The organism is Streptomyces showdoensis (assembly GCF_039535475.1).
In the GTDB taxonomy this organism is placed as follows: Bacteria; Actinomycetota; Actinomycetes; order Streptomycetales; family Streptomycetaceae; genus Streptomyces; species Streptomyces showdoensis.
The window spans coordinates 1-25,301 of the sequence record NZ_BAAAXG010000024.1; the positions used below are offsets into that span (position 1 = coordinate 1).

Sequence of the window (25,301 nt, forward strand, 5' to 3'; positions counted from 1 at the left end):
TGCACATAGTGCAAAAGGATGGGAGGAACTCAAAAAACAAACAGCACGCGAAAACCGACAGGAGCAAACAATGTCCTCTGTCGCCTGGGTGACCAAAACGGAGTGGAAGGGGGAAGGTCGAGCCTTGCGCCCCCCTTACCCCCTTTCTCAAAAAACAGGAACAACCAACACACCCCCGTAAAGGCACGACACCAGGCGGATAACCGGAGAGACCTCCGTGAGGGCGGAGTGTGCCGCAATAAGGAGGGAAGCTGGCAAAAACGAGTTGTGATCGAAAGGGACTCAAAGGCCGGAAGAGCCACAAACGAGCCACGGGACCAAACGAAAGCCACATATCCCTGATAAACTATAGACCCTCAAAAAGCGACAAAACAACAAGATAGACAAAAAAGGGAACAAAGAACAATACAACCGCCCGAACGAAACACAACGTGAGGTAGGAAGGAAGAGGAGAGACACTCACGTGTGATATCCCTTCGTTTCGTGTCGCGGCAAGAGGTGTCCTTGTGGGGCACCAATACTCACAATATCTTATTTGCGACCGGCAGGGGCGTTACTGATCACATCAACTTGTCAGGTAACCTACAGGCCTAACAAGGACATTAGATCATCAAAAGGAACATTTCGGACTCCTCGTGAGTAGGATCCGGCGGAGCGGCAGCCGGAACTGCCCTGACTCCGTCCGAGGAATCTCCTCGCCGTGGAACGATCACGCCCCGGCGGGACGAAAGGTCCACGCCGCCCAGCGTCCCGGGTGGAACTGAGCGCCGCCAGGGCCGAAAGACCAATCCAGGGGCGCGTCGGGAACGTGGTGCACCTGCGGTCGGTCGGCGACTCCTCGGATATCTCGGGGGCGTGTATCGACGCGCGGACATCGCCGCGACTCCGACCGTTCTGGACACGACTGCGTGATCCGCGACCCCCCCGCGTTCTCGGATTCTCGCCGACGTGAGAGGGGAACGAGGTCGCTGAGCACTACGACATGGGCGAGACGCCTGATGCCCACCTCGAACCTCAGGCCACCGCACGCGTTGACGGCTGCCACCACACGCTGGGCCGTAACCAACGACGGGCCGCGGAATACGCCCGCACTCACCGCTCCGCGCGCCGAACGTGCGCAGACACCACGGCGGATCAGACTGAACAGAGTGACCAGCTGACGAGACACCGGTCCCAGCCGCGCCCGCCGGCAGAAGGCTCGGCCGGCTCCCAACCAGACTGTGGGCGGGGCTGCTCGCGGCATGATTTCGCTGGTGGCGATGACCTTGGATCGACCATACCATCGTCTCCATCGCCTCTCCCGCATCCGTGGCCGAAACTGGGCGCTCTCCAGCTCGGAGCATGCAGTGGTGGTATCAACGCCTACCTGCTCGCCCTTCGCCGCGGTTCTTCCGCCCTCGAGCGGCCGGGGCCCCCCCTGGCCGACCTGTACGGGCCACGCCGCGTCGTCGTCGTCGGGACGCTCGTCCACCTCGTCCATCGACTCGGGCTCCTCTGCGGGTGCGTCCCTCGCGAAACTACGCCATTCCTGGCTCATCGCCTTCGGCCGTACCGGGGCTCGGCGCGGGCGCTGCTCTTCCCGGCGCGCTGACATGCACGCGTTGGTCCAGTCAGGCGGCAGATGGTCTTCATGTCACTTCCCCGGTCGAAGTACGGACGGCGCGAGAGCGCAGGGCGACAAGTCGGGTGTGGGGCCCTGGAACGCGCCGGCGAACCATCGCCTGGTCTTGGGTTTACCCGATCTCCGGGCGCTGTCACCGGAACACCCAGGACCCGCTCCGGGGGGCCTGGTGGGCGTGGGGGCGGGGGGTCCCTCGTGCAGCGGCAAGGCGTGACGACATTCGTGGAATCGCTCGTGGGCGCCGGGACAGGAGCCTATGTGGCCCTGCTCACGGCCACCTCCGGATTGCAGGGGGAAACACTTAATCGAGTAGGCCGATCCGCCGCTAGCTTAACGGAGCCTGCGGGGCGTAGCTTATATCTGTTCTTGGCCGGGTCGCCGATCATCGGAGCCCTTGATACCTGCCGGCCTCCCTCTTCGCTCCGCACCCAGGCGCGCAAGGGCGCCCGCGCTCGCCGCCCGCCGCTCTCGCTTCCTGCGTGCCCGCGGGACGGTACGGGGCCGGGCACAGACAAGAGAAAGCCCCTCGGCTTCCCAGCGCTGGGACCGTCCCAGGCACGCCCCACGGGAAGAAGCAAGGCTCCCGACCGAGAAAAAGTCAGGCCGCCGCGGCCTCGCGGCCCGGGCGGCTCGTGGCGATCGCGTTCGGTACGTGGCATGGAGGGCGTTGGTACGAGCGAGTCCCCTCGGGCTTCCTAGCAGGCGTGGGGGGGACGTGGGGCTGGGGGAGCCTGGGCCGCACCTGGCTGTGTCGTCGTCGTGCGGCCTGGCGAATCCTGTTACGCCTGTTTCCTCCGCGCGTCAACGCTCCCCCGCCTCCACCGTGGTCGCGGGGGCGAGCGGGACCTCCGGCCACCGCGCGTGATCGAGCCTGCCGGTTCTTCCGGGGACAAGGCGTGATCGCGGTCGGAGGCGGCGCGGGGACCCGGGTGGCGGTCTCTTTCGCCCGACTCCGTCGGGCCCTCTGCGTCGCGTCTGCGCGGTTAGCTGCTCTTGCCTGTGCTCGTCCGTCTACGGCCCAGGTTCCCTCAGCGCCTCACGCAACCAGGACGGGTCCGGCTTCTTCCTGGCTGCTACTGTGCGTTCGTTGGCGAAGTTCGCCAGGATCGCATGCGCGGTCCGCCGTGGGGCCGGCAGGGATCCTCGACAAGCGGGTGGCCAGCGGCCGCGCCGCCGGCCTGCGAAAAGCGGGGAACCGGATCACGGCTGGGGGGCGCGGCGTGGTGGGGGCGGCTTCGGGGCGTACCAACTCCATACAGGCCGTGCGGCTCAGCCTGCCCTGCTGACTGCTGGGGTGGAGCCTGGGCCCCACCCTGAGCCTCACAGCTTCGCACTAGCGGGGAGCTGCGTGGCCTTTGACCGAATCCGGCCATGCACGCCCTGGCATCACATAACCAAGCCGCGACGACTCAGGAGTCCCGACCTCCGTGCACCGTGGTCGCGGCAGGCAGGCTGTGCCACCTGCGCGCCTCCGGCACCGAGTTCCGGGCCGGCCCGGAGCTGCTCCCGGGAGACACGTCGGTCTGGACCGGGTATGCTCCCAGTGACTGGCCGGTAAGTGTCGCACCGGCTTGCTGTCACCGGTCTAATGACTGAGAGAACTGGAGCGACAGAAACAACAAAAGCTCCTTGACGGGGGGGGGAACCGCACGCGCGGACCAGGTCCGCCGACGGACTCGCAAACGAGCAGCATAACACAACACCCGACTTCCGTCCTCAGAGGCGACGACCAGCTAGCGACGCCAACCGAATAGACAAAAAAAAAACGCAAACGAACACCAAACCCAACAAAGCCGCCGACCGGCACCGGCCAGGTCGCCGAAGCCACCCGCGACGCCATGTCGGCCATCCAGATGGACTTCGCCCAGGCCAACCAGTGGGTCTTCTACGGCATGGCCGTCGCCCTCGCCCTGGGCTTCCTGTGCGCCGTCCGCCATCCGGGCGACCGCGCCACCGCCAAGGCTCCGACACCTTCGGAGTGACCGCGCGGAGGGGGCCCGGGCCGAGGGGACGACCGACGTCCCGCCCGCTCGCCCTGACGGCCCCTCCGCGGGGCGCGCCGCCAGGGTGAGCGGCGGGGTCGGCCGTGCGCCTCGGACGCCTAGGAGGCCGGGACCTCGTCGACGAACGACGTTCCGGCGCCCGCGCAGGGCGGCGACCTTCGCGGCCACCTGGGCCGGGGTGAGCACCTGGTCCTTGACGTGCAGGACGTAGTCGACGCGCTGGTCGTAGGCGCGCGCGGCCGTCGACGTCTGGCCGTTGAGGTCGATCAGCCACTGGTTGAAGTTGATCGACATCGGGCGTTCGGGCAGGTACTGGGCGCCGTGGGTGCCGAACAGCGCGCCGTCGATGTAGTACGTGACGGCGGTGTCGTCGATGGTGACGACCAGGTCGTGCCAGCCGGCGAAGCTCTGCCGGCTCTCGCTGTGCTGGTTGACGGCCTGCCAGGGGTCGGGGTTGTAGGTCTCCCAGGAGGTCGTGTAGAGGATGTTCGCCGGCTCGCCCCAGCCGCCGTTGGGCAGGTACTCGAAGTCGTACTCCGCGTAGTCGTCGGCCATCGGGGCCTTGAGGTCGTTGATGGTGAAGAACGTCTGGACGATGTGGTCGCCGTCGGGTCCGTACGTGGGCGCGTCGGAGAACTTCACGCGCGCGGCGTAGGTGCCGTTCCTGAACTTGGTGCTCTTGGTGAGGACTTCGGTGTGGGTGGTGCTGGAGCCGGTTCCGGCGCTGGAGGTCTGCAGGTTCATCACCGAGCTGCCGCCCTCGGTGGTGAACGTGACCTTGGACGGGTCCCAGGTCGCGCCCGGCACTCCGGGGCCTCCGGCGTTGGACCGGACGTTCCAGCCGTGCGCCGAGAGGGCGGGGTCGGTGGAGGAGGCGTAGCCGAAGTCGTCGAAGAGGGTGGCGCCGGACGGCCCCGGGTCGGTCGGTGTGGGCGTGGGGGTCGGGGTCGGGTCGGGGGTGTTGCCGCCGGGTGCGGTGCCCCAGAGTGTGGTGCCCGCGAGGCGGGCGGTGACCTTGGTCCAGTCGGCGTAGGAGGTCTGGGCGCCGCCGAAGGAGTAGTCGTCGCTCTGGTTCAGCGTCTGCCACGTCGACTGGTAGAAGCGCAGCTGCATGTCTCCGGTGTCCGCGCCCGCCGCGAGCGATCCCGCGGCCGGTGTGAAGCCGATCTCCAGGTAGCGGTCCGCGGTGGCGGTCGGACTGCCGAGCGTGCCGAAGGTGCCGGTGATGACGGAGCACCCCTTGACCGCCCAGGAGCAGGCGAAGCGGTACTGGGCGGTCGGCGAGTCGGCCTTGAAGTAGTAGCGGATCTTGACCTGGCTCAGGTCGACCGCGGCCGAACCGGTGTTGCGCAGCTTGAGCCAGGGCTCGCTCTGGTCGGCGGTGGCGCCGGACGCACTGGTGCGGTACTGGACGGCGAGCCCTTCACCGGCCGCGGAGGCGGAGGAGACGGGGAGGGCGGCCAGGACGCCGCTGCCCAGGAGGGCCGTCACGGCCAGGGCCGCCCGGGTACGGCGGCGGGTGGGACGAGTGCTCATGCCTGTTCCTTTCCTATCGGGAGGACTCCCGCTGCCTGCGGGAGAGTCGGGGGTCGCGCACGCGGAGCGACAGGAGGGTCGCGAACGGGGCCGCCGTCCACGCGCGCGGACGGGGGACGGACGTCACGTGCGCGGCGCGCCGTGCGGGGACGGCCGCGGCCGTGACGACGCGGCCGCGGCGTCGTACGGGAGGGGCACGGCGGCCGAGTCGACGCACGGGACCGGCACGGCGGGCGGGGTGTCGTGCGGGACGCGCAGGGCGTCCAGGCGCGCCTGATGTCCGGTCAGGCGCCGGCGGAAGTCCTGCCAGGTCCGCGACGGGCCCCACACCTGGTCGGCCAGGGCGCACAGGCGGGGGAAGGCGAGGTACTCGATGTGGTCCGGCGTCCTGACGAACTCGGTCCACACCTGCCCCTGCGCGCCGAGGACCCGCCGCGCCGGCGCCGGGTCGGGCGTCGACGGGGTGAGGTCGATGCCGTGCACGGTGCGCAGGTCGACGACGGGACCGGGCTGGGCGGGCGGTTCCAGCGGGCCGGCGGTGCGGGCGTAGTCGAAGTACGTGGCACGGTGATCGGCGTGGACGACATCGTGCCCGCGCCGTGCCGCTGCCCAGGCGTGGGCCGGTTCGCGCCAGCTCATCACCGTGCACTCGCGGGGGAGCTCGGTGCCGGTCTCGGCCCAGGCGACGGGCCGCCGGTCCGCGCGTACGACGTGCTCGGCCATCCTGGCCATGAACCATCCGTGCAGCCGGTGCGGTCCGGGCAGCCCCAGACCGCGGGCGCGGGCGCGGGCGACGGGGCTGGCCTCCCATTCGTCGGTGGGGACCTCGTCGCCGCCGATGTGGAGGTACGGGGAGGGGAACACGTCCATGACCTCGTCGAGGACCGTACGGAAGAAGTCCAGGACGTGGTCGCCGACGCCGAGGACGTTGCGGCACACGCCCCCACCGCGTCCACACCTCCAACCGCCGGCCGGGGTCGTTGCCGAGCTCGGGGTAGGCCGCGAGCGCGGCCCGCACATGACCGGGGGCGCCGATCTCCGGCAGCACCGTCACGCCGAGGCCGGCCGCGTAGGCCACGAGTTCCGAGAGTTCGGCACGGGTGTAGTGGCCGGCGTGCGGGCGGCCGTCGAAGCGGTCGCTGCCCGACGGGCCGATCATCGACTCGGAGCGGCGGCCGCCGACCTCGGTCAGCCGGGGATACGCGGCGACCGGCATCCGCCAGCCCTGGTCGTCGGTGAGGTGGAGGTGGAGCACGTTGAGCTTGTGCAGCGCCAGCAGGTCGACGTAGCGGCGCAGGTAGTCGGCGGGCTGGAAGTGGCGGGCCACGTCGAGCATGGCGCCGCGCCAGGAGTGGCGGGGGACGTCGGTGATCTCCACGCCGGGCAGTTCCCAGCGCACGGCACGCCGGGGCGCGTCGGACAGGGCCTCGTACGGGAGGAGCTGGCGCACCGTCTGGACTCCGCGCAGGAGTCCCGTCGGCCGGGCCGCTCGCAGCAGCACCCCGCCGCTGCCCACCGTCAGGCCGTACCCCTCGTCCCCGAGGCCGCTGAGGCCGGGGTCGAGCGCCAGGACGAAGGAGCCGTCGTCGGCGTGATCCAGACGCAGTCCGGTCGCGGGAGCCAGGGAGGTCCGCAGGAGCGCGGCCGCGGCCTCGGCTCCGGGGGTGACGCGCAGGCGTGTGGTGTGGTCGAGCCGGAAGCGGCCGGGACGCGGGGCCATCTTGCCGGGACGGGGGATCAGGGCGCGTTCGGGACGCGGCAGGTCCACGAGGATGCCTCTCCGGTAGCGGTGTCGCTCGTACGGGACGGTCGCGTGGCGGTGTCGCTCGTACGGGACGGGGGGGGCGGGATGGGGGAGCGGGGCGGGGAGCGGGGCGCGTGCCGGCCGGTCAGCCCTTGACCCCACCGGACGCGAGGCCCGAGGTCACATGGCGCTGCAGCACGACGAAGATGATCAGCGCGGGCAGCGCGAAGAGGGTGGCCGCCGCCATCGTGGCGCCCCAGTCCGTGCCGAAGGTGGACTGGAAGGAGGCGAGCCAGACCGGCAGGGTGCGGCTGTCCTGCTGCTTGATGATCAGGAAGTTGGCGTAGGTGAACTCGTTCCACGCGGTGATGAACCCGAACAGCGAGGTCGCCATCAGACCGGGTGCCAGGAGCGGGAAGGCCACTCTGCGGAAGGCGCCGAGCCTGGTGCACCCGTCGACCTGAGCCGCCTCCTCCAGCTCGGGCGGGATGCCGGCGATGAAGCTCCGCAGGACCACCAGCGTGAAAGGCAGCGTGATCATGAAGTAGACGAGGGTCAGGGTGGGCAGCCGGTCGAGCATGCCGGTGTCACGGGAGATGATGTAGACGGGGATGACCAGCGACTCCCACGGAGCCATCTGCGCGGTGAACACCGCCAGCATGAACTGACGCCGGCCGCGCCAGCGCATCCGGGCCACGGCGTAGGCGGCGCCGAGCGCGACGACCAGGGAGAGCAGGACGGCGCCGAGCGTCACGAGGACGCTGTTGCGCCAGAACAGCGCGAACCCCTCGGCCCGCACCGCGTGGCGGAAGTGGTCGAGCGTCCAGGTCGCGGGGACGAGGCGCGGGTCGTAGGACTGGATGTCCCGGGACGGCGTGAAGGCCGTGACCACCATCCAGTACACGGGGAGAAGGCAGATCAGGACGGTGAGCGCGGCGGCCGCCTGCAGCGGCAGGCGTCGTACCGCCCCGCGCACCGCGGCACGGCGCGGGACGGGGACCGTGACGGTCACAGGTTCTCGCCCTCCTGACGAAGGAGCTGACGGAAGTACAGGACAAGGACGCCGCTCATCAGCAGCACGGTGACGATCGAGGCGGCCGAGCCCAGGTCGTAGCGCTGGTTGGCGAGCGCGGTCTGCACGGCGTACACCGGCAGGATGGTGGTCGCGTCACCCGGCCCGCCGCGGGTCATGACCCAGATCTGGACGAACGCCTTGAACGTCCAGATGACCTCCAGCGAGATCACCAGCATGAAGATCGGCCGGATCAGCGGGAACGTCACGGAGCGGAAGACGCGGGCCGCGCCGGCGCCGTCCAGCCGCGCCGACTCGTACAGCTCTCCGGGCACGGTGGTGAGCGCCGAGTAGAGGGTGATCGCGGCGAAGGGCACGGACTGCCAGACGATCAGGACGACCACGATGGCGAACGCGGCGCCCGGGTGCGCGAACCAGGGGTACCCCTCGAAGGAGGCGAAGCCGAGGCCGGTGAGCGTCTCGTTGACGATGCCGAACTCCGAGTGGAACAGCCACTGGAAGACGGTGGTGGCGGCGACGACGGGCATCGCCCAGACGAGCACGAGCGAGCTGAGGACGATCGTCCTGCCGGTCCGCCCGAGCCGCTCGGTCATGAGCGCCACCAGCGTCGAGAGCACCATGATGGCCACCACGTTGACCGACATGAACCAGAAGGTGCGGCGCACGACCTCCCAGAACCGGGGGTCCGACAGCAGGGTGCGGTAGTTGCGCAGCCCGACGAAGTCGGCGTCCCCCAGGATGAGCTGGCGCAGCCGGAAGTCCTGGAAGGAGATGACCACGGCGCGGGCGAGCGGATAGAGCAGCAGGTAGAGCATGCTGAGGATCGCGGGCGCGATCAGGACGTACGGCCACGGGGACGCGCCCGGGCGGACCGAGGAGGCCGGGCGGACCGGGGGCCTTGGGCGGACCGGGCGGACCGGGCGGGTCGAGCGCAGCGAGCGGGCCGCCGATGCCGCCCGGGAGGACGACGCCACCTTCACGAACCGCTGTTGAGCGCGTCGCCGATGGTCTTCGACGCCTTCGCGGCCTCGGTGGCCGGGTCGCGGCCGGTGAGCACGGCCGTCATGTACTCCTTGATCGGATTCTTCGCCTCGACCGCCGCCCACTGGGGCGTGTTGGGCGTCGCGTGGCCGTTGGCGGCGCCGACCGCCATGGCCGCGGCACCCGGATCCGAGGCGACGGCACCGGCCAGGGTGGTCTTGTTCGGCACGTAGCTCATCGCGAGCGCGAGCTTCTTCTGCCAGGCGTCACCGGTGAGTTCCTTGATGAACGTCAGCGCTTCCTTCTGGTGCGCGGCGACGGCCGGCACCACCAGGTCGGAGCCGCCGGTGAAGACGGCACCGGGAGTGTCCGCGCTCTTGCCGGGGATGGGGAAGAAGCCCAACTTCCCCTTGAGAGAGGGGTTCTTCTCCTCCACCACCTTGGCGCCGCCGGGAGCGGCGATGATCTGCGCGATCTCCCCCTTGGCCATCACTTCCGCCTGCGGCGGCTGCGCCTCGTCGGAATCCCGCGGCCCCCTGCCGAGCCCCTGGAGGCGCTGGTAGAAGGCCATGGCCCGCAGGGCCTCGGGCGAGTCGAGGCCACCGCGCCACGTGCCGCCGGTCCGCACGGCCAGGTCGCCGCCCTCGTCCCAGATGAAGCCGGACAAGGCGAACCAGTTCTGCCCCGGCAGGTAGATGCCCTGGGTGCCGCCCCGGTTGAGCTTCCGGGTCGCGGCGATCCACTGCTCACGCGTCTTGATCGTGCTCGCGTCCACGCCGGCCCGCGCGAACAGGTCGGTGCGGTAGACCACGACGCGGTTGGCGGCGTAGTACGGGATTCCGTACTGCTTGCCGTCGTACGAGCCCGGCTCCGCCAGCCCCTTCAGCCAGTCACCGCCCCCGAGTCCGGCGACCTCGCCGGTGAAGTCCGCCAGGCCTCCGCTCTGCGCGTACTGGGCTACCTGGGTGTTGCCCACCTCGATGACGTCGGGCGCGTCGTTGCTGGCCAGGGCCGCGGTGACCTTCTCGCCTATCCCGTCCCACTCCTGGATCTGGATCCTCACGTCTAGTCCGGGATGGGCCTTCTCGAAGCCGGCCTCGAACTCGCCCTGGAAGGCGGCCGAGACGCTGTCCCGCATCAGCCACACGTCGAGGACGGTCCTGCCGTTCCCGGTGGCGTCCGGCGAACCACCGGACGAGGAGCTGCAAGCGGTGAGCCCGGCACACAGCGCCACGACGCCGAGCAAGGCGGAAGAGCGGTTCTTCACGGTTCACTCCTGGAGAGCTGGAGAGCTGGAGAGCTGGAGAGCTGGAGAGCGGGAGGCGGAGCGGCACACGACGACCGAACCTCGACCTGACCAGTTGGCCTTACCAGTCGGTGCCGGGATGAAGGTGGCATGGACCAATGCCGCCGTCAACCCTCCGAGAAAAAAGCGCACTTGACCGCATCGCGCACGCCGGCAGTCGTCAACAGTCCGCCCCGGTCGTCGAATTCGATACCTGACCACCCAGCCAGTCACAGGCTGACCAGCTAGGATCAGCACCGAACCAGTGCCCGCCGCCGTCCGACGAGGAACGAGAGCCCTCCATGGAGATCGACGCCGCCGCCTCCGGTGCGCTGCTCAAGCGGGAACGCGTCCGCGACGCGATCCTCGAACTCATCGAGGCGCGGCGCCCCGGTGACGCCATCCCCTCCGAGCGCACCCTCTGCGCCGACCTGGGCGTCTCCCGCCCCACCCTCCGTGCCGCCGTCGACGAACTCGTCGTCGCCGGCCTGCTCGTCCGGGAGCACGGGCGCGGCATGTTCGTCGCCGCCGAGAAGATCAGCCAGGAACTCCTGCCGGACCAGCACGCCTTCACCCTGCCCCAGGCCTCGGGCGTCTGGACCAGCAGACTGCTGGAGCTGCGCACCCTCCCGGCCGGAGCCCGGGTGGGCCGCAAGCTCCGCGTGTCGCCGGCGGCGGAGATCCACTACGTTGCCCGGCTCCGCCTCGTCGACGGCGCACCCATCGCCATCGAGCACATCCACATCCCTGCGGCCCTCGCACCCGGCCTTACCAGTGACGAACTGGAGCAGGGCGACCTGTACCAGCACCTGGCCGGACACGGCGTCCACGTCAGCGAAGCCGTCCAGTCCATCGAGCCCACCGTGCTCACCGCCGCCGAAGGCGACGTTCTCGGGGTCCCGGAACTCTCGCCCGCCCTGCTCTTCGAACGCCTGACCCGCGACACGGGCAACCGTCCGGTGGAGTACGTGCACTCCCTGTACCGGGGCGACCGCTACCGCATCGTCTCCCGGCTCGCGCTCAGCCCCCAGCCCGCACCGCCGGCCCCGCGCGAAGGGCACCACCCCGGCATCCCGCCGAGCGACTTCACCATCGGCGACCCGGTCACCTTCTCCACGAGCGGGGTGGTCCAGAACACCCACTGAACCCGAGGGGCGCTTCCACCGGATCCGCCCGGGTCGTGGGGACGGGGCCCGCGACGGGGACGGGGCCGGCGACGGGTACGGGGCCGGCGACGGGTCCGAGGTCGGTCAGCGTCCGGCCTGGAGGCGGAGGCCCGCCAGAGTGAGGTCGAGGGCGGAGCGGAACTGGTCGACGTCGTCGTGACCGTCGAACTCGTCGACGATCTCGTGGACGAACGGAAACTCCTCCGGGGCGAGCTCGCGCCAGGTCCGGGCGAAGCGCCCGAGGAACGCGTCGCGGTCGACCGCGCCGTCGAGCACCTCCTGGGGCGGTTCCTGCCCCATGTCGACGGCGGATCCGACGACGACCCCGACGACGGCGGAGACGGCGTGGAAGCGTTGGCGGGCGGTGAGGTCCAGGCGCAGGGTCTGCCGGCCGAGCAGGTCGTAGATCCGTAGTGAGTTGCTCTGCACGTCGGTGTTGCGCATGAAGTACGCCCCGAGCCAGGGTCGGTGGACGACCGCCTCGAAGAGGGTGACGGCCATCGCCCGCAGGTCGTCGATCGGGTCCTCGCTCGGCGGGAGCTTCTCGAGGTCGGCGAGGACGCCGCCCATGACGTGGTCCGTGGCGAGGTCCAGCAGTTCGTCCTTGTTCGCGACGTACCAGTAGATGCTGGCCACGCCCCCTCCCAGGCGCTGGGCCAGGGCCCGGAACGTCAGCGCCGGCGCTCCCGCCTCGTCGAGCAGGGCGACCGCCTCGCCGAGGACGGACTCCATCGAGTGCGAAGCCCGTCGGCGACCCGCGCCGGGGCGGTTCTGCTGGCGTGCCATGACGTGTGCACCCCTCACCTTTGCTTCGGATCGAACGTTGTTCTATCGTAACGGATGGAACAGCGTTCGATACTCGAACCATGTTCGATCGAAAGGAGTGCGCGCCATGACCACCGCCACGCTCACCACCCCGCCCCGTACGTACCCGTCGCTGCGCGCGGCGTGGATCCCCCTGGCCGCGCTCTGCCTGGCCTTCTTCGTCGAGATGGTCGACAACACCCTGCTGTCGATCGCGCTGCCCACCATCGGCCGCGACCTGGGCGCGGGCACGACTGCGCTCCAGTGGGTGACGGGGGCCTACTCGCTCACCTTCGGCGGGCTCCTGCTCACCGCCGGCTCCATCGCGGACCGCTTCGGACGTCGGCGCGTGCTCCTGATCGGCCTCGCCGCCTTCGGCACGCTGAGCCTGGGCGTGCTCCTCGTCCACTCCGCGGGCGGACTCATCGCCCTGCGTGCGGGACTCGGCATCGCCGCCGCCGCGATGGCGCCGATCACGAACTCCCTCGTCTTCCGGCTCTTCGACGACAAGGCGCTCCGCATGCGCGCCATGACCGTGATGATCGTCGTCGGCATGTCCGGATTCGTCCTCGGCCCCCTCCTCGGCGGCACGGCGCTGGCGCACGTGTCCTGGGAGTGGCTGCTGCTCGTCAACGCCCCCATCGCGGTGATCGCCTGCGCCGGTGTGCGGCTCGGCGTTCCGGCCGACCGCCCGGAGGACCTGACCGAGGACACCCTCGACGTGCCCGGCGCCGTCCTGAGCGTCGCCGCCATCGGCCTCGCCTGCTACTCGCTGACCAGCGGCGTCGAACAGGGCTGGCTCTCCACGATCACCCTGGCCTCGGTCGTCGGAGCCCTCGCCGCGGCGATCTGGTTCGTCCGGCACGAGCGCCGAACGGCCGCGCCCATGCTCGACCTGAGCCTCTTCTCGCGCGGTACGGTCCGCGGCGCCGCCCTCGCGCAGACCGGCACGTCCATCGCCATGGCGAGCGTGATGTTCGGCCTGATCCTGCACTTCCAGTACGCGTACGGGTGGAGCCCCGTCCGGGCCGGCCTCGCCAACCTGCCGATCATCGCGACGATGCTCCTGGCGACTCCGCTGTCCGAGTGGCTCGCCCGCCGCTTCGGCCACCGCGTCGCCTGCCTGGTGGGGGCGGGCTTCCTCGCGGGCTCGCTGGCCGGGCTCGCCTGGGGCGTCGAGCACGGGTACGCCGTCATCGCGGTGTGCATGGTCCTGATGACCATCGGCCTGCGCACCGTCATGACGATCTGCGCGGTCGCCCTCGTCGACGCCATGCCGAGCAACCGCACCTCCATCGGCACAGCCCTCAACGACACCGCCCAAGAGGTGGGCTCCAGCATCGGCACGGCCGTCATCGGCACCCTCATAGCCGTCCTGGTCACCACACAGCTCCCCGCGGATGCCTGGAGCGGCGACCTGATCGCGACCTTCTTCCACGGCGAGCGCATCACCTACGCCCTGCTCGCCGTCGTGGTCGGCCTGATCGCGGCGGGCGGCGCGCTGGGCCTCACCGACTCCCACTCCGTGGAGGAGCACGCCATGCAGGAGACCGCCATGCAGGAGACCGCCATGCAGGAGACCGCCTGAGCCCCGCGACGTGCCTGCGCGCGCCGATCGGACACGAGGGGTCAGCGCCGGGCGGCACGGCGGCCCGCCACGACGTCGGCGAGCGCCGCGACGAGGGCGGCGCCGACGAAGGCGATGGAGACGAGGAGACCGTGGTCGAAGGCGGCGGCCCAGCCGTCCCCGAGGACGTGGTCGAAGAAGACCGATCCGACGGCGGCGATACCGATCGCCGAGCCGACGCGCTGACCGGTCTGGAGGGTGCCGCCCGCGCTGCCCGCGCGCTGCACCGGCACTTCGGAGAGCGTGAGGGTCTGGTTCGGGGAGATCACCAGCCCGCTGCCGAGCCCCGCCAGGAGCAGCGGGGCCAGCAGGGCCCAGCCCGCGCCGCGGCCGGGTACCAGGTGCACCGCGAGCGCCGCCCCGGCGAGCCCGACCGTGACCATGACGAGGCCGACGACCACGAGCGGCCGGCCGAAGCGGTTCACGAGCCGGCCGCCGATCCCGGCCGCGAAGCCCGAGCCCAGGGCGAAGGGGGTGATGGCGAGCCCGGCCTGGAGCGGGGTGTAGTGCAGTCCGTTCTGCAGGTAGAGGGTGCTGACGAAGAAGATCGAGGTGAAGCCCGCGAAGTAGAGCAGGATCAGCAGCGAGCCGAGCCAGTAGGAGCGGAGGCGGAAGAGGCTCAGGTCGACGAGCGGCTCGGTGCCCGACCGCGCGCAGCGGCGCTCCCACCCCACGAAGGCCGCGAGCAGCAGGGCGGCGACGGGTACGAGCAGGTACTTCGCGTTCCCCGGCCACTGCTGGGACTGGACGAAGGGCAGCAGCAGGGCGAGGACGCCCGCCCCCAGGAGCACCACGCCGAACGGATCGAGGCTGCGCAGCCGCACCGGCTTGGCGTCGGGCGTGTCGGGCAGCAGTCGCCGGGCGAGGACCAGGCACACGATCCCGATCGGAAGGTTGACGTAGAAGACCCAGCGCCAGCCCTCCTCTGCCCCCGCACCCTGGATGAGCAGCCCGCCGAGGAGGGGACCGACGGCCGTGGAGATGCCGACGACGGTGCCGAACATCCCGAAGGCCCGCCCCCGCTCGGCACCTCGGAACATCTGCTGGATCAGCGCGGAGATCTGCGGGGAGACCAGGCCGCCGGCCGCGCCCTGCAGCAGCCGCGACACGACCAGCCAGGTGCTCGACTGCGCGGCTCCGCAGGAGGCCGAGGCGAGGGTGAAGAGCGCGAGGCCGACCATGAACACGGTCCTGCGTCCGCGCGCGTCGCCGAGGCGTCCCGCCGGGATGAGGACGAGGCCGAAGGCGAGCGCGTACCCGGAGACCACCCACTGGAGGTCCGACTCGGGAGTGTCGAGCCCGGAGCGGATGGAGGGCAGCGCGACGTTCACGATCGATACGTCGAGCAGGGTCATGAAACCCGCCACGAGACAGACGCCGAGCGCCTTCCAGCGATCCGGGCCCGGCTCCTCGTCCTGCCGTCGCGGGGCCTTCGCCGCCTCTTGCCCGGTCACGTGTCCTCCTCGATCTGTCGGATGCGGCGCGATGGACGACGTGCGCCACCGACCGCGCGCCTCCCGGCCTGCGAACACCGGGTACCCGGCGCACGCCTCCCCGATGCCTCCACGGCCCCGGGACCATCCGTTGACGTCGGCGAACAACGCGATTCGCCCACAGCGGAGGGCGCACACCGTGGGCGTCACCGCCCGGCTTCCCACCGGCTTCCCCGGGGGCGCCTTCTCGACTGGGCGCCCACGCGGATCAGCGCTCGCCCCGAGCGTCACCTGAGGGCCTCGGGATCCGAGGCCCTCAGGTGACGGGTGGTGACGGGTCCGGGTCCGCCGACCACGGCTCAGTCGCCGTGCCCCGTTCCGCCGCTGCCGAAGGCGCCGCTGGAGATGCCGCGCCACTTGCGGCTCTCCTCGCTCTGCGGATCACGGTCCGCCTCGCCGGAGTTCGACAGGTTGTACGGCATGAGACGGTGTTCCCCGTCCGTCAGCGGCACCTCGGAGGGCTTGCGGTACTCGGTCACCTCGCCGGGCGGCTGGTCCGTGGCGGGCCGGTGCGGCTGTGTCTCCGGTTCCGGCGGCGGAAGCTCGCGGTTCCTGACGCGGATGCCCAGCGCGAAGGCGCCGATCAGTACCGCGACCAGGACGAGCCCGCCGACCACCTGCGCCAGGCCGGACTGCCAGACCCCGGCCGCGAGGGTGGGTGCCACCTGTGCGTACGCGTACATGGACGCACCTCCTCTCTCAGAACCCCGCGATGCGGAAGGCGAAGAACAGGGCCACCAGGACGGCGCCGGCGCCGATGAGGGCGACCCACACCATGGGGTGGTCCCAGATGCCGCCGTCCGGCCGTTCCGGATGCGCGGACGACGTGGAGCCCTCGGCGGGTGGTGTCTCCTGGGGCGGTACGAGCCGGTCGGCCATGACGCCTCCTGTGGGACGTGAGCAGCGGATGCACTGCCTGTTCCTCCAATCTCCGTCCCCGCCCGCGGGCCGACCACTCGCATCGTTGATGCAGCGAAACCGTGCCCGGGCCGGGCGCGGCCTCCGGTCATGAAGGCCGGGTACGGCCGCCCGTCCGGCGCCCCGGAACCGGCCCGGCGGAGGGCGGCCTGGCGATCGCGGAGTCGATCAGGGAGCACACGGCGGCCAGTCGGCCCCGATGGAGGACGCCGTGCGGGTCGTCGGCCAGAAGGCGGGGGACTCCGCGGACGCAGGACACGACCGCGAGGAGACCGGTCCTCTCCCGGGGCGACAGGATCGGCGCGGCATCCGCGAGGTACCGGAGCAGGCCGTCGAGGACCTCTCGCGCATGGTCCTGACCGCACCCCCGGACGTCGCGGTCCGCACCGGTCGGGTCGAGCGTGGTCATCACCTCCTCGACCGCTTCGGCGAGCGGTCCCCGCACCCAGTCGCCGGGCGGCAGAGGCAGTCCGCGCATCCACGCCGCGGCGCGCCGGCCGGCGGCGGCGGCCCCCGCGAGGACCCGCTGCTCGTACTCGGCTTCCTCGGCGAGCACGGCGGCCTCTTCCGGATCGGGCGGCGGTTCGAGAAGCCCGCCGTGCTCGGCCGACGCGCGCGCGACGGGAACGAACCCGTCTTCCTCCGCGTCGGATGAACTCGCCGGCACGTCCGCTCGGGACGGTTCGGCCAGGTGATCGTTGGTCATGACGGGTGAACGAGCGGACCCCGGGCCGGTCGCGGGCGCGGCCCGGCCCAAGTCGCCGTCTCACCGCCGCAGAACTGCACGGGACTGGCGCGGCAGGACGATGCGCCTCTCGATGCCGAGGTCGCCGAGTTCGCCGAGGCCGACGGGGCCCCCGAGGCCGACGGGGCCCCGAGGCCGACGCGCCACCGACGGCGCCGCCCACGGTGGCGCGTCGGCGGGGGTCGCACGATCGGGTGGGATGTGCGCCGTACCGGCCGTCGCGGGCCCGGCCGGCGGTCTCGCCGCAATAGGTTCGGTCGGTCGATGCAGACCATCCGTCAGCGCGTGGCGCCGTGACGTCGGCTCCGTGCCGTGCGGCGACGCCCGTTCCGCCCTCGAAGCCGCCTGTGAGGCCCCGTGTACCGTGCGACGTCCGACGACTCCGCTCCCGCGTCCATCGATCCGACGAAGCCGAGCATCGCCAGGGTGTACGACGCGTTCCTCAACGGGACGGACAACTACGAGTCGGACCGTCAAGTGGTGCGAGGCGTCCTGAAGGCCGCTCCGGAAGCGCGTGACCTGGCCGTGGAGAACCGGAACTTCCTGATCCGGGCCTGCCGGTTCCTGGCCCGGCAGACCGGCGTGACACAGTACCTGGACTGCGGGTCCGGCCTGCCGACAGCGGAGAACGTGCACCAGGTCGTGCAGCGGATCGATCCCGGGTCACGCGTGGTCTACGTGGACAACGACCCGACGGTGCCGGCCCACGCGCGGGCGCTGCTGGAAGGGAACGAGAACGCGGTCTTCGTCGCCGAGGACATCTTCGAGCCGGAGCGACTCCTGGCCGACGACACCGTGCGGTCCACGCTCGACTGGAGCGAGCCGATCGCGCTGCTGCAGCTGGGCACGCTGCACCACTACAACGGCGAGGCGACCCGTACGCGCAAGGACATCATGCGCGCCTACGTCGACGCGCTGCCCTCCGGCTCGTACGTGGTGATCAGTCACTTCCTGGATCCGCAGGACGAGTACAGCGCGACCGCCCGCAAGATGGAGGAGCTGTTCCTGCACAGCATGATGGGCAGTGGCACCTTCTCCACCCGGGCCGAGCTCCAGGAACTCTTCGACGGCCTCGACATGCTCCCTCCGGGTCTGGTCCGCTGCGCCGACTGGTGGCCGGACGGGCCGCACCTCAGGGAGCTGAACGCGGCCCAGCGCAGCATCGCCGGCGGCATCGGGCGCAAGCCGTAGGCTGCGGGGAACGAGCCGGCACCGCGGGCCGGCCGTCGGCGCGGGGCGCCGGTACAGGGACTTCGGTCCGGGTGTGAAGTCGCTGTGAACGGATATGCGTACGAAGCCGGTCACCCGCACGGAGGGACCGGCGGACGCCAAGCCCGGCGGACATCACGTCGGGCGCACGCCTACAGCAAAGGACGCACACCGTGGGCATCATCGCCTGGATTCTCATCGGCCTGATCGCGGGCGCCATCGCCAAGGCACTCACGCCCGGCAGGGACCCGGGCGGCTGCCTCGTCACGATGCTCATCGGCATCGTCGGCGGTCTGCTCGGCGGCTGGCTCGGCAAGGTGATCTTCGGCGTCCACTCGATCAACGGCTTCTTCCACCTGTCCACATGGATCGCCGCGATCGTCGGCTCGGTGATCGTGCTCCTGCTGTACCGCCTCTTCACCGGCCGGAGTTCGCACTGACCGGTGGTCGGGTGGTCGCCATGACGGCGGCCCGTCGCAGCAGACGGGAGTCCCCGGTCGGCACGATCGGGGACTTCCGTCGTGCCGGGGTCGCTCACGATGTCCGGACGTGCCGGAAGAGGTGCTCGGTGCCGGTGAGTTCGAAGAGCTTCCGCAGATGGCGGGGGGAGTCGCCGACCAGGACGAGCTCCCCGCTGCGATGGGTCCGGATGAGCACGTTGAGAAAGGTCGAGTCGCCGAAGGTGACCCCGCTCAGGTCGAGCATGACCCGGGTCGCGCCCTCGTCGCGGGCGTCCGCCAGGGCTTGCACCAGGCCCGACACGGACTCCATGTCGAACTCTCCGCTGGCCCGCACCCGGGCGGTGCCGTCCGGGCCTGTCGGCTGCCGGAACACGTCGGCGTCGCCGGGACCTCGGTAGAAGGAGTGGCCGTCGTCCGTGCGCGTGCAGGCGACCTGGCCGGTGCGGTCCTCGCCAGTCATGACGATGTACTCCCTTCATGCGGGACACGGAACCCCGAGGGCGTCCACCCGGACCCGGCCCGAAGGGCGGCGGGCACAAGGAGCCGTGAGTGAGCGGGCGACGCCGTCCCACCGTACGGGTCAGCCGGGTGGTGGGCGTTCATGCCGGTCACCGTCGTCCCCGGCGGGGCGGGGATCCGTTTCGGCCACCCGGTCGAGGTCGACCAGCAGGCGCAGCAGCTGAGCGATCTCGTGACGGCCCTCAGCCGGATGGCGGAACAGTGTCCCCGGCGTCACCTCGTAGTGGTTCCGGCGGCCGTGACGCTCCCGGGTGAGGTAACCGGCGGTCTCCAGATCCGTGACGATGGCCTGGGTGGCGCGCTCGGTGAGCCGGCACTCCGTGGCGAGGTCCCGCACCCGGATCTCCGGATCGCGCAGGATCATGGCGAGGATCCGGGCGTGCTGAGTGACGAACGTCCAGCTGGTGCGTGGCTCCACCGGCTCCATGTCCGAAATTATACGATTCGCGAATCCGGCTTCACCAGACCTGAATCGGCATGCAGGTAAGCGCGATCGTCCGCCCTCGGCGATCGCGCTCCCTCGGCGATCGGGTCCGGGCCGCTTCGGGCGCCTGTCGGCGCGGCGGCCTCGGGTCAACAGGGCAGTGCGGTGACACTCGTTCGGAGGATGGGCCCATCCGTCGGGCGGTGGCTGCCGAATACCGGGCGTGAGCAACTTCCGCAGCGATCTCCTCCGTGCCGTCTTCGGCGCGTCGGCCGGTCTCCTCGCGGCCTTCACGGCTCCGGCCGTGGCCGGACCGGGCCGGCCCGGTCCGCGGCGGGGCCGGTGACCATGGCCGGCGGTGCGGTGACCGACCGCACGCCCGCTGCGGTCAAGGACTCCGCCCGCATCGGTGATGCGCCCCCCTCCGCCGTCGGAGCGCTTCCGGGGGCGGCCGCTCCGTTTCTGCTCGCCGCGCAAGCAGCACCCGCCCCCGTACCGGCCGACGCGGGCGTGGGGACCTGCGTCGCCGGATGGGACCGGCGCGCCTTCCTCACCGCGGCCGGTGCGCTGGGCAGCCACGTCACCGCCCGGCGGACGCCACACCGCCGTCCGCGTCACCGACGGCGCCGGCCGGGTCCGGGCCGAGCGGCGGCACCCGCGCCATCCCCGACGGAGCGAGCGGCCCGCACAGCGCCTTCGTGACCGTCACCTCGACCACCGGACGGCCCAGGGCCGCACCGGGAGCACCACCACCCACCCGTACATCCGAAACGCCTCGCTCAAGGAGCAGCCGATCATGATCAGCACCAAGACCCGCCGTACCGCCGTCGCCGTCGCCGCGGCGGTCCTGTTGCCCTTCTCCCTGGCCGCCTGTTCCGGCTCCGACGCGGGCGACACGGCCGCACCGCCGAGCGCGGCGGGCAACGAGGCGCAGACCGGCGCGACGCCCACCAAGGACCCGATCACGGGCGACCAGCCCTTCGGCCCCGCCTGCGCCGGCGTCCCGAAGGACGGCGCGGGCTCCTTCGAGGGCATGGCCAAGGACCCCGTGGCCACCGCCGCGTCGAACAACCCGGCCCTGTCGACGCTGGTGGCGGCGGTCAAGCAGGCGGGCCTGGTCGACACCCTCAACAACGCCCAGGACATCACCGTCTTCGCGCCGACGAACGAGGCCTTCGCCAAGATCCCCAAGGCCGACCTCGACAAGGTCCTGGCCGACAAGGCCACCCTCACCAAGATCCTCACCTATCACGTCGTGGGCCAGAAGCTCACCCCGAAGCAGCTCGAGAACGGCTCCTTCGAGACCCTCCAGAAGGGCATGATCACAACGAAGGGCTCCGGCGAGGACTACACCGTCAACGACACCGCGAAGGTGGTCTGCGGCAACGTGAAGACCTCCAACGCCAACGTCTACATCATCGACACCGTCCTGATGCCGAAGTAATCCCGAGCACGGGGCGGGGGACGGCCGGCGGTGGGAGGGCCGGGACCCCGGGGCGGGATGCCGGACCCGGGGTTCCCGGGTCCGGCATCCCGCCCGCTCAGGGCGGCCCCGCCCCCCGCCCCCGCTCCTGCTCCAGGAGGCCGGGCAGATCCCGCAGCCGGTCGAGGCCCCGTACCGGCTGCGCCATGCGGTGGTTGCGGGCGAGGCGGTCGCGGTGCCGGTGGAGGAAGGCCCAGTACCCGGCCGTGAACGGGCACGCCTCCTCGCCGACCCGTCGGTCCGGGCGGTAGGGGCAGGGCCCGCAGAGGTCGCTCATGCGGTCTATGTAGGCGCCCCCCGAGGTGTAGGGCTTGGTCGTCATGCGGCCGCCGTCCGCGTACTGCGACATGCCGACGACGTTGGGCAGCATGACCCAGTCGTAGCCGTCGACGAAGCTGCGGTGGAACCAGTCGGTGACGGCGGCCGGGTCCCAGCCGCGCTGGAGCGCGTAGCTGCCCAGGACCATCAGGCGGGGGATGTGGTGGGTCCAGCCCGTGTCCCGGACCTGGCGCAGCGCCGTCGCCAGGCACCGGGCCGACACCGCGTCCGCGTCCAGCTCCTGCCACCAGCGGGGGAGTGCGGCGGTGTGCCCGAGGGCGTTGCTCGTGCGGTACTCCTCGCCGAAGTACCAGTAGAGGTGCCACACGTACTCGCGCCAGCCGGCGACCTGCCGGACGAACCCCTCCACCGAGTTCAGCGGGGCGCCGCCCGCCCGCCAGACGGCCTGCGCCCCCTCGACGCACTCGGCCGGGTCGAGCAGGCCCAGGTTGAGGGAGGTCGACAACAGGCTGTGGCTCATGGTGCCGTCGGCGGCGAGCACGGCGTCCTCGTAGGCGCCGAAACCGGCGAGCCGGTGGTCCAGGAAGCGCCGCAGGGCGGCGAGCGCCTGCCGTCGGTCGGCCGGGAACATCCGGGGGCCGTCGCGGCCCACGAAGGAGACGTCTCCGTCGCGTTCCCAGCGGTCGAGGTCGTTCCGGACCTCCTCGTCGATCGCGTCCTCACGTGGGCGGTACGGCGCGGGGGCGCCCAGTGTGCGGGCTCCGCGCGGTGGTGGGCGGCGGTTCTCGTGGTCGAGGTTCCAGGTGCCGCCGGCCGGTTCGCCGCCCTCCATCAGGAAGTCGTGGTCCCGCCGGACGTGCCGGTAGAAGTTCTCCATGCGGAGCGTGCGCTGGCCGTCCGCCCACGCGGCGAACTGCTCGGGGCTCACCAGGAACCCGCGCGGCGGCAGCACGGTCACGTTGCCGAGCGAGCGGACGAGACGCAGCGCGGCCCGCGAGGTCGGGTGGTGCACCGTCACCCGGCCGTCGCCCACGGCCTTCCGCAGTCCCTCCGCGTAGGTGTCCGCCCGTACGTACGTCACCCGGTCACCGAGTTCGGCGGCGCGGTGCCGCATGGCCGACAGGACCAGGTGGGCCTTGGCCCGGTGGAAGCGGCGGCGGCGGAAGACGGACCGGGCCTCGATCAGCACCACGGGGGCGTCGCGGGCCGGGCCGCGGTCGCCGGGTTCCAGGAAGGAGGGGCCGAGCTGGTCCCCGAAGAGCCAGTGCGCGTCGGTCATCCGTGGTCCGTCCTCATCCGTGGTCCGCCTTCATCCGTGGTCCGCCTCATCCCTCGTCCGTCCTCATCCCCGGTCCGTCCCTCCCGCGTCGGGCGCGGGGCGGCGCGGTCACCCGGGGCCCGAGCGCTCAGCAGGGGATTCGATCCCGGCGCCTCGGCCGGATGCGGTCCGATCGGGTGGGACAGCCGCGAGGTCACCGGCCCCGCATCCGCCGTGCGGGTGTCCCGCGAAGTACTCAGGGCACGTGGCGAGACGTCGGTCCCGGCACCAGCCCCCTCTCCTCATCGGAGGCCCTCATGCATCGTTCCCCGGAACCCCGAGGCCGTGTCGTGGTCATCACCGGCGCCGCCCGAGGGCTGGGCGCCGGCCTGGCGCGACTGCTGGCCGCGCGCGGCATGCGCGTGGCCCTCCTGGGGCGGGAGCATTCCAGGCTCGCCGCCGTGGCCGAGACGCTCGGCACCGAGACCCACATCGTGGAGGTCGACGTCACCGACGACTCGGGCATGGAGCGGGCCGCCGAGGAGGTGACGCGGATCCTCGGCCCGCCGTCGGTCGTCATCGCCAACGCGGGCGTCGCGGAGGGCGGCCCCTTCGAGAGCTCCGACCCCGACACCTGGCGCCGGGTCGTGGAGGTCAACCTGGTCGGCAGCGCGATCACCGCGCGCGCCTTCCTGCCGGGGCTGCGGGCCACCCGCGGGTACTTCCTCCAGGTCGCCTCCACCGCCGCCTTCGGCGCGGCCCCGATGATGAGCGCGTACTGCGCGTCCAAGGCGGGCGCCGAGGCGTTCGCCCGCTCCCTGAGGGCCGAGGTGGCCCACCTGGGCGTCGGCGTGGGCGTGGCCTACCTGCACTGGACCGATACGGACATGGTCCGCGACGTCGACCGTCACACGGTCCTGCGCGAACTCCGCGGGCACATGCCCGCCCCCGCCCGCCGCGTGTATCCGGTGGACCAGGTCGCGTCCTGGCTGGTGCGGGGGATCGAGCGGCGCCGTGCCTCCGTCTACGCCCCTCCCTGGCTCCGGCTCGCCCAGGCCGGGCGGCCGTTCTTCCCCCTGGCGGTGGACCTGCTCTCCCGCCGCGAGCTTCCCCGGCTCCTGAGGGAGAACTCGTTCGAGCAGACCGGTCTGCTCGGCACGGGCGGCCACATCGAGGAGAAGCTGATCGACCGCTCGGCCGCCCGGGCGGCGAGCCGTCCCGGCCGAGGCGAGTGACCGGGACCGGAGGGCCCCGCCCGGCCGGCGCTCCGGCCCGGCCCTCTCGGGCCGAGGCGGAGCGTCGGTTCGTGCCGTCCTCGGGGCTCGGGCGTCCGACCCGACGGGGGAGGGGGTCAGGCCGGGAGGGCCAGCAGGAGCAGGGGCCGGGTGGTGGGCCGCACCGACCCCCCTGCCGGTTCGAGGGTGAGCCCCACGCCCGTCGCGTCTGCCGGGTCGCCGTCGAGGAGGACCGTGCCGTCGGCGTCGATGAACCCGGCGGGCCGCATGGTTCCCTCGTGGTCGAGCCACAGCTGGTACGTGTGGCCCTCCGCCGGGACCGGAAGCCCGGTGGCCGTGAACACCGCCCGGTTCTGCCGGCCCGACGAGACGACCGTGGTCACCGCGCCGTTGGTGGTCCGCCCGTGCACGGTCCGCGCGTCGGGCGCGGCCAGCACCCCGCTCACGGCCTCCAGTCGTTCCTGGGCCTGCCGGGCCTGCTGCCGGGCGTCCTCGTTCTGCACGTGCTGCCAGGCGGCGAGGCCGGCGAAGGACGCGGCGGCGGCCAGGCTCGCGGCGAGCGCGAGCGGGACCGCCCTGCGCCTGACCGACCGGGTCAGGCCCGCCGTCGGGCCGACGGCCCGCACGTGGGGCGGCAGCTGGCGTACGCCCTCGACGGCGGCGAGCGTCCGCCGCTTGAGGGGCTCCGGCGGCGTCCGGCCGACGGAGGCCGCGAGCCGCGCGGCGGTCGCCTCGAATCCGCTCACCTCCCTGCGGCAGTCCTCGCAGTGCGTGAGGTGGGTGGCGAACCCGTCCCGTTCCACGGGGTCGAGGGCGTGCAGGGCGTACGCGGCCGTCAGCGCGTGGAGGTCGGAGTGGTGCTGCCGGGTCACGAGGTCACCCCCATGCAGTCGCGGAGGCGGATCAGTCCGTCGCGCATGCGTGTCTTGACGGTCGGAAGCGGGGTCCCCAGGCTCTGGGCGACCTCGCGATAGGTCAGGCCCTGGTAGTAGGCGAGGGTCACGGCCTCGCGCTGGAGTTCGGTCAGTCCGCGCAGGCAACGGCGTACCCGCTCGCTCTCCAGCCGGGTCTCCACCTGCTCGGCGACCTCGTCGAAGGCGGTGGTGTGCTCCCGCGCCGCCTGGGCCTGCTCCCGGTCGTACGCGGCCTGGGCCGAGCGCACGCGGTCGACGGCCCGCCGGTGGGCGATCGTCGCCGCCCAGGTCGTCACGCTTCCGGCCGTCGGCTCGTACCGGGCGGCCTGGCGCCACAGCTCGATCATGACCTCCTGGGTGACCTCCTCGGACTGGGCCCGGTCGCGCACCACGCGCAGGACGATGCCGAAGACCAGCGGGGAGAGGGCGTCGTAGAGCGTGGAGAACGCCTGCCTGTCGCCCCTGGCGACCTCCCGCATCACGTCCGCCAGGCCGCCCCGCGCGTCGGTTTCGGCAGCTCCGGAAGGGAGCGGCCGGGTCACCTTGCCGGCCCTCGACGTCGG

Annotated in this window: 20 protein-coding genes and 3 pseudogenes; 7 read left to right on the plus strand and 16 right to left on the minus strand. The window is 71.5% G+C overall.

The window, feature by feature from the left end; genetic code table 11:
• Positions 1 to 3,408: 3,408 nt before the first annotated feature.
• A pseudogene (locus ABD981_RS11920) lies at positions 3,409 to 3,603 on the plus strand (MFS transporter); the annotation flags it as partial.
• Between the two features lie 119 nt (positions 3,604 to 3,722).
• Here ABD981_RS11920 and ABD981_RS11925 read toward each other — a convergent pair.
• From ABD981_RS11925 to ABD981_RS11945, 5 genes and pseudogenes are all read right to left on the minus strand, one after another.
• A pseudogene (locus tag ABD981_RS11925) lies at positions 3,723 to 5,160 on the minus strand (cellulose binding domain-containing protein).
• Between the two features lie 123 nt (positions 5,161 to 5,283).
• Positions 5,284 to 6,928, minus strand: a pseudogene (locus tag ABD981_RS11930) (beta-N-acetylhexosaminidase).
• A 121-nt stretch (positions 6,929 to 7,049) separates the two neighbouring features.
• Positions 7,050 to 7,916, minus strand: coding sequence for a carbohydrate ABC transporter permease (locus ABD981_RS11935; RefSeq protein WP_046910999.1), 867 nt, complete (start codon positions 7,914 to 7,916; stop codon positions 7,050 to 7,052).
• Positions 7,913 to 8,872: a carbohydrate ABC transporter permease gene (locus tag ABD981_RS11940; protein ID WP_046911025.1), complete on the minus strand. Its 960-nt coding sequence runs from the start codon at positions 8,870 to 8,872 to the stop codon at positions 7,913 to 7,915. Before ABD981_RS11940 ends, ABD981_RS11935 begins: the two co-directional genes overlap by 4 nt.
• A gap of 41 nt (positions 8,873 to 8,913) precedes the next feature.
• Positions 8,914 to 10,185, minus strand: a complete 1,272-nt coding sequence (locus ABD981_RS11945) for an extracellular solute-binding protein (protein WP_046911000.1) — start codon at positions 10,183 to 10,185, stop codon at positions 8,914 to 8,916.
• Positions 10,186 to 10,505: 320 nt separating this feature from the next.
• Between ABD981_RS11945 and ABD981_RS11950 the strand changes: the two genes are divergently transcribed.
• Positions 10,506 to 11,348: a GntR family transcriptional regulator gene (locus ABD981_RS11950; protein WP_046911001.1), complete on the plus strand. Its 843-nt coding sequence runs from the start codon at positions 10,506 to 10,508 to the stop codon at positions 11,346 to 11,348.
• Between the two features lie 105 nt (positions 11,349 to 11,453).
• Here the strand turns inward: ABD981_RS11950 and ABD981_RS11955 are convergent, their stop codons facing one another.
• Positions 11,454 to 12,101, minus strand: a complete 648-nt coding sequence (locus ABD981_RS11955; protein WP_046911002.1) for a TetR/AcrR family transcriptional regulator — start codon at positions 12,099 to 12,101, stop codon at positions 11,454 to 11,456.
• A 160-nt stretch (positions 12,102 to 12,261) separates the two neighbouring features.
• Here ABD981_RS11955 and ABD981_RS11960 point away from each other — a divergent pair, with 160 nt between their 5' ends.
• Positions 12,262 to 13,761, plus strand: a complete 1,500-nt coding sequence (locus ABD981_RS11960) for an MFS transporter (protein WP_046911003.1) — start codon at positions 12,262 to 12,264, stop codon at positions 13,759 to 13,761.
• Between the two features lie 41 nt (positions 13,762 to 13,802).
• Here the strand turns inward: ABD981_RS11960 and ABD981_RS11965 are convergent, their stop codons facing one another.
• The 4 genes from ABD981_RS11965 to ABD981_RS11980 all read right to left on the minus strand — a co-directional run bounded on the left by ABD981_RS11965 (position 13,803) and on the right by ABD981_RS11980 (position 16,917).
• Positions 13,803 to 15,254 (minus strand): MFS transporter, encoded by a 1,452-nt coding sequence (locus ABD981_RS11965; protein WP_046911004.1) that lies wholly within the window; start codon positions 15,252 to 15,254, stop codon positions 13,803 to 13,805.
• Positions 15,255 to 15,592: 338 nt separating this feature from the next.
• Positions 15,593 to 15,976, minus strand: a complete 384-nt coding sequence (locus ABD981_RS11970) for a DUF6479 family protein (protein WP_046911005.1) — start codon at positions 15,974 to 15,976, stop codon at positions 15,593 to 15,595.
• 16 nt (positions 15,977 to 15,992) lie between these two features.
• Positions 15,993 to 16,172 (minus strand): DUF6480 family protein, encoded by a 180-nt coding sequence (locus ABD981_RS11975; RefSeq protein WP_046911006.1) that lies wholly within the window; start codon positions 16,170 to 16,172, stop codon positions 15,993 to 15,995.
• A 127-nt stretch (positions 16,173 to 16,299) separates the two neighbouring features.
• The gene (locus tag ABD981_RS11980; RefSeq protein ID WP_046911007.1) at positions 16,300 to 16,917 is read right to left on the minus strand and encodes a hypothetical protein; all 618 of its coding nucleotides are present in this window, start codon (positions 16,915 to 16,917) and stop codon (positions 16,300 to 16,302) included.
• Between the two features lie 396 nt (positions 16,918 to 17,313).
• On the opposite strand from ABD981_RS11980, the gene ABD981_RS11985 reads away from it, so the two are divergent.
• Together ABD981_RS11985 and ABD981_RS11990 are read left to right on the plus strand one after the other, a co-directional pair.
• Entirely contained in the window at positions 17,314 to 18,147 is an 834-nt protein-coding gene (locus ABD981_RS11985) for an SAM-dependent methyltransferase (RefSeq protein WP_046911008.1), read from the plus strand.
• 191 nt (positions 18,148 to 18,338) lie between these two features.
• The gene (locus tag ABD981_RS11990) at positions 18,339 to 18,605 is read left to right on the plus strand and encodes a GlsB/YeaQ/YmgE family stress response membrane protein (RefSeq protein WP_046911009.1); all 267 of its coding nucleotides are present in this window, start codon (positions 18,339 to 18,341) and stop codon (positions 18,603 to 18,605) included.
• Positions 18,606 to 18,699: 94 nt separating this feature from the next.
• Here ABD981_RS11990 and ABD981_RS11995 read toward each other — a convergent pair whose 3' ends face one another.
• The 3 genes from ABD981_RS11995 to ABD981_RS12005 form a co-directional block, all read right to left on the minus strand.
• Complete coding sequence (locus tag ABD981_RS11995; protein ID WP_123955051.1) at positions 18,700 to 19,086, minus strand: STAS domain-containing protein; 387 nt, start codon at positions 19,084 to 19,086, stop codon at positions 18,700 to 18,702.
• A gap of 120 nt (positions 19,087 to 19,206) precedes the next feature.
• The gene (locus ABD981_RS12000) at positions 19,207 to 19,572 is read right to left on the minus strand and encodes a helix-turn-helix transcriptional regulator (RefSeq protein ID WP_046911010.1); all 366 of its coding nucleotides are present in this window, start codon (positions 19,570 to 19,572) and stop codon (positions 19,207 to 19,209) included.
• Between the two features lie 577 nt (positions 19,573 to 20,149).
• On the minus strand, positions 20,150 to 20,278 hold the full coding sequence (locus ABD981_RS12005) for a hypothetical protein (protein ID WP_276205608.1): 129 nt from the start codon (positions 20,276 to 20,278) through the stop codon (positions 20,150 to 20,152).
• Between the two features lie 87 nt (positions 20,279 to 20,365).
• Between ABD981_RS12005 and ABD981_RS12010 the strand changes: the two genes are divergently transcribed.
• Entirely contained in the window at positions 20,366 to 21,013 is a 648-nt protein-coding gene (locus tag ABD981_RS12010) for a fasciclin domain-containing protein (RefSeq protein ID WP_046911027.1), read from the plus strand.
• Positions 21,014 to 21,110: 97 nt separating this feature from the next.
• On the opposite strand, the gene ABD981_RS12015 is transcribed toward ABD981_RS12010, so the two are convergent.
• Positions 21,111 to 22,610, minus strand: a complete 1,500-nt coding sequence (locus tag ABD981_RS12015) for a cryptochrome/photolyase family protein (protein WP_046911011.1) — start codon at positions 22,608 to 22,610, stop codon at positions 21,111 to 21,113.
• A gap of 296 nt (positions 22,611 to 22,906) precedes the next feature.
• Here ABD981_RS12015 and ABD981_RS12020 point away from each other — a divergent pair, with 296 nt between their 5' ends.
• Positions 22,907 to 23,824: an SDR family oxidoreductase gene (locus ABD981_RS12020; RefSeq protein ID WP_046911012.1), complete on the plus strand. Its 918-nt coding sequence runs from the start codon at positions 22,907 to 22,909 to the stop codon at positions 23,822 to 23,824.
• Between the two features lie 116 nt (positions 23,825 to 23,940).
• On the opposite strand, the gene ABD981_RS12025 is transcribed toward ABD981_RS12020, so the two are convergent.
• Entirely contained in the window at positions 23,941 to 24,696 is a 756-nt protein-coding gene (locus tag ABD981_RS12025; protein WP_046911013.1) for an anti-sigma factor, read from the minus strand.
• A complete protein-coding gene (gene sigK / locus ABD981_RS12030; protein WP_046911028.1) occupies positions 24,693 to 25,217 on the minus strand; it encodes an ECF RNA polymerase sigma factor SigK in 525 nt (174 codons plus the stop codon). The genes ABD981_RS12025 and sigK overlap by 4 nt, the downstream gene beginning before the upstream one ends.
• Between the last annotated feature and the right edge of the window lie 84 nt (positions 25,218 to 25,301).

Coding starts and splice junctions, on each gene's coding strand:
- ABD981_RS12015 (WP_046911011.1), bottom strand. CDS start 22,610: ATGACCGACGCGCACTGGCTCTTCGGGGACCAGCTCGGCCCCTCCTTC.
- ABD981_RS12010 (WP_046911027.1), top strand. CDS start 20,366: ATGATCAGCACCAAGACCCGCCGTACCGCCGTCGCCGTCGCCGCGGCG.
- ABD981_RS12020 (WP_046911012.1), top strand. CDS start 22,907: ATGCATCGTTCCCCGGAACCCCGAGGCCGTGTCGTGGTCATCACCGGC.
- ABD981_RS11970 (WP_046911005.1), bottom strand. CDS start 15,976: ATGTACGCGTACGCACAGGTGGCACCCACCCTCGCGGCCGGGGTCTGG.
- sigK (WP_046911028.1), bottom strand. CDS start 25,217: ATGCGGGAGGTCGCCAGGGGCGACAGGCAGGCGTTCTCCACGCTCTAC.
- ABD981_RS11980 (WP_046911007.1), bottom strand. CDS start 16,917: ATGACCAACGATCACCTGGCCGAACCGTCCCGAGCGGACGTGCCGGCG.
- ABD981_RS11960 (WP_046911003.1), top strand. CDS start 12,262: ATGACCACCGCCACGCTCACCACCCCGCCCCGTACGTACCCGTCGCTG.
- ABD981_RS11995 (WP_123955051.1), bottom strand. CDS start 19,086: ATGACTGGCGAGGACCGCACCGGCCAGGTCGCCTGCACGCGCACGGAC.
- ABD981_RS12000 (WP_046911010.1), bottom strand. CDS start 19,572: ATGGAGCCGGTGGAGCCACGCACCAGCTGGACGTTCGTCACTCAGCAC.
- ABD981_RS11955 (WP_046911002.1), bottom strand. CDS start 12,101: ATGGAGTCCGTCCTCGGCGAGGCGGTCGCCCTGCTCGACGAGGCGGGA.
- ABD981_RS11950 (WP_046911001.1), top strand. CDS start 10,506: ATGGAGATCGACGCCGCCGCCTCCGGTGCGCTGCTCAAGCGGGAACGC.
- ABD981_RS11975 (WP_046911006.1), bottom strand. CDS start 16,172: ATGGCCGACCGGCTCGTACCGCCCCAGGAGACACCACCCGCCGAGGGC.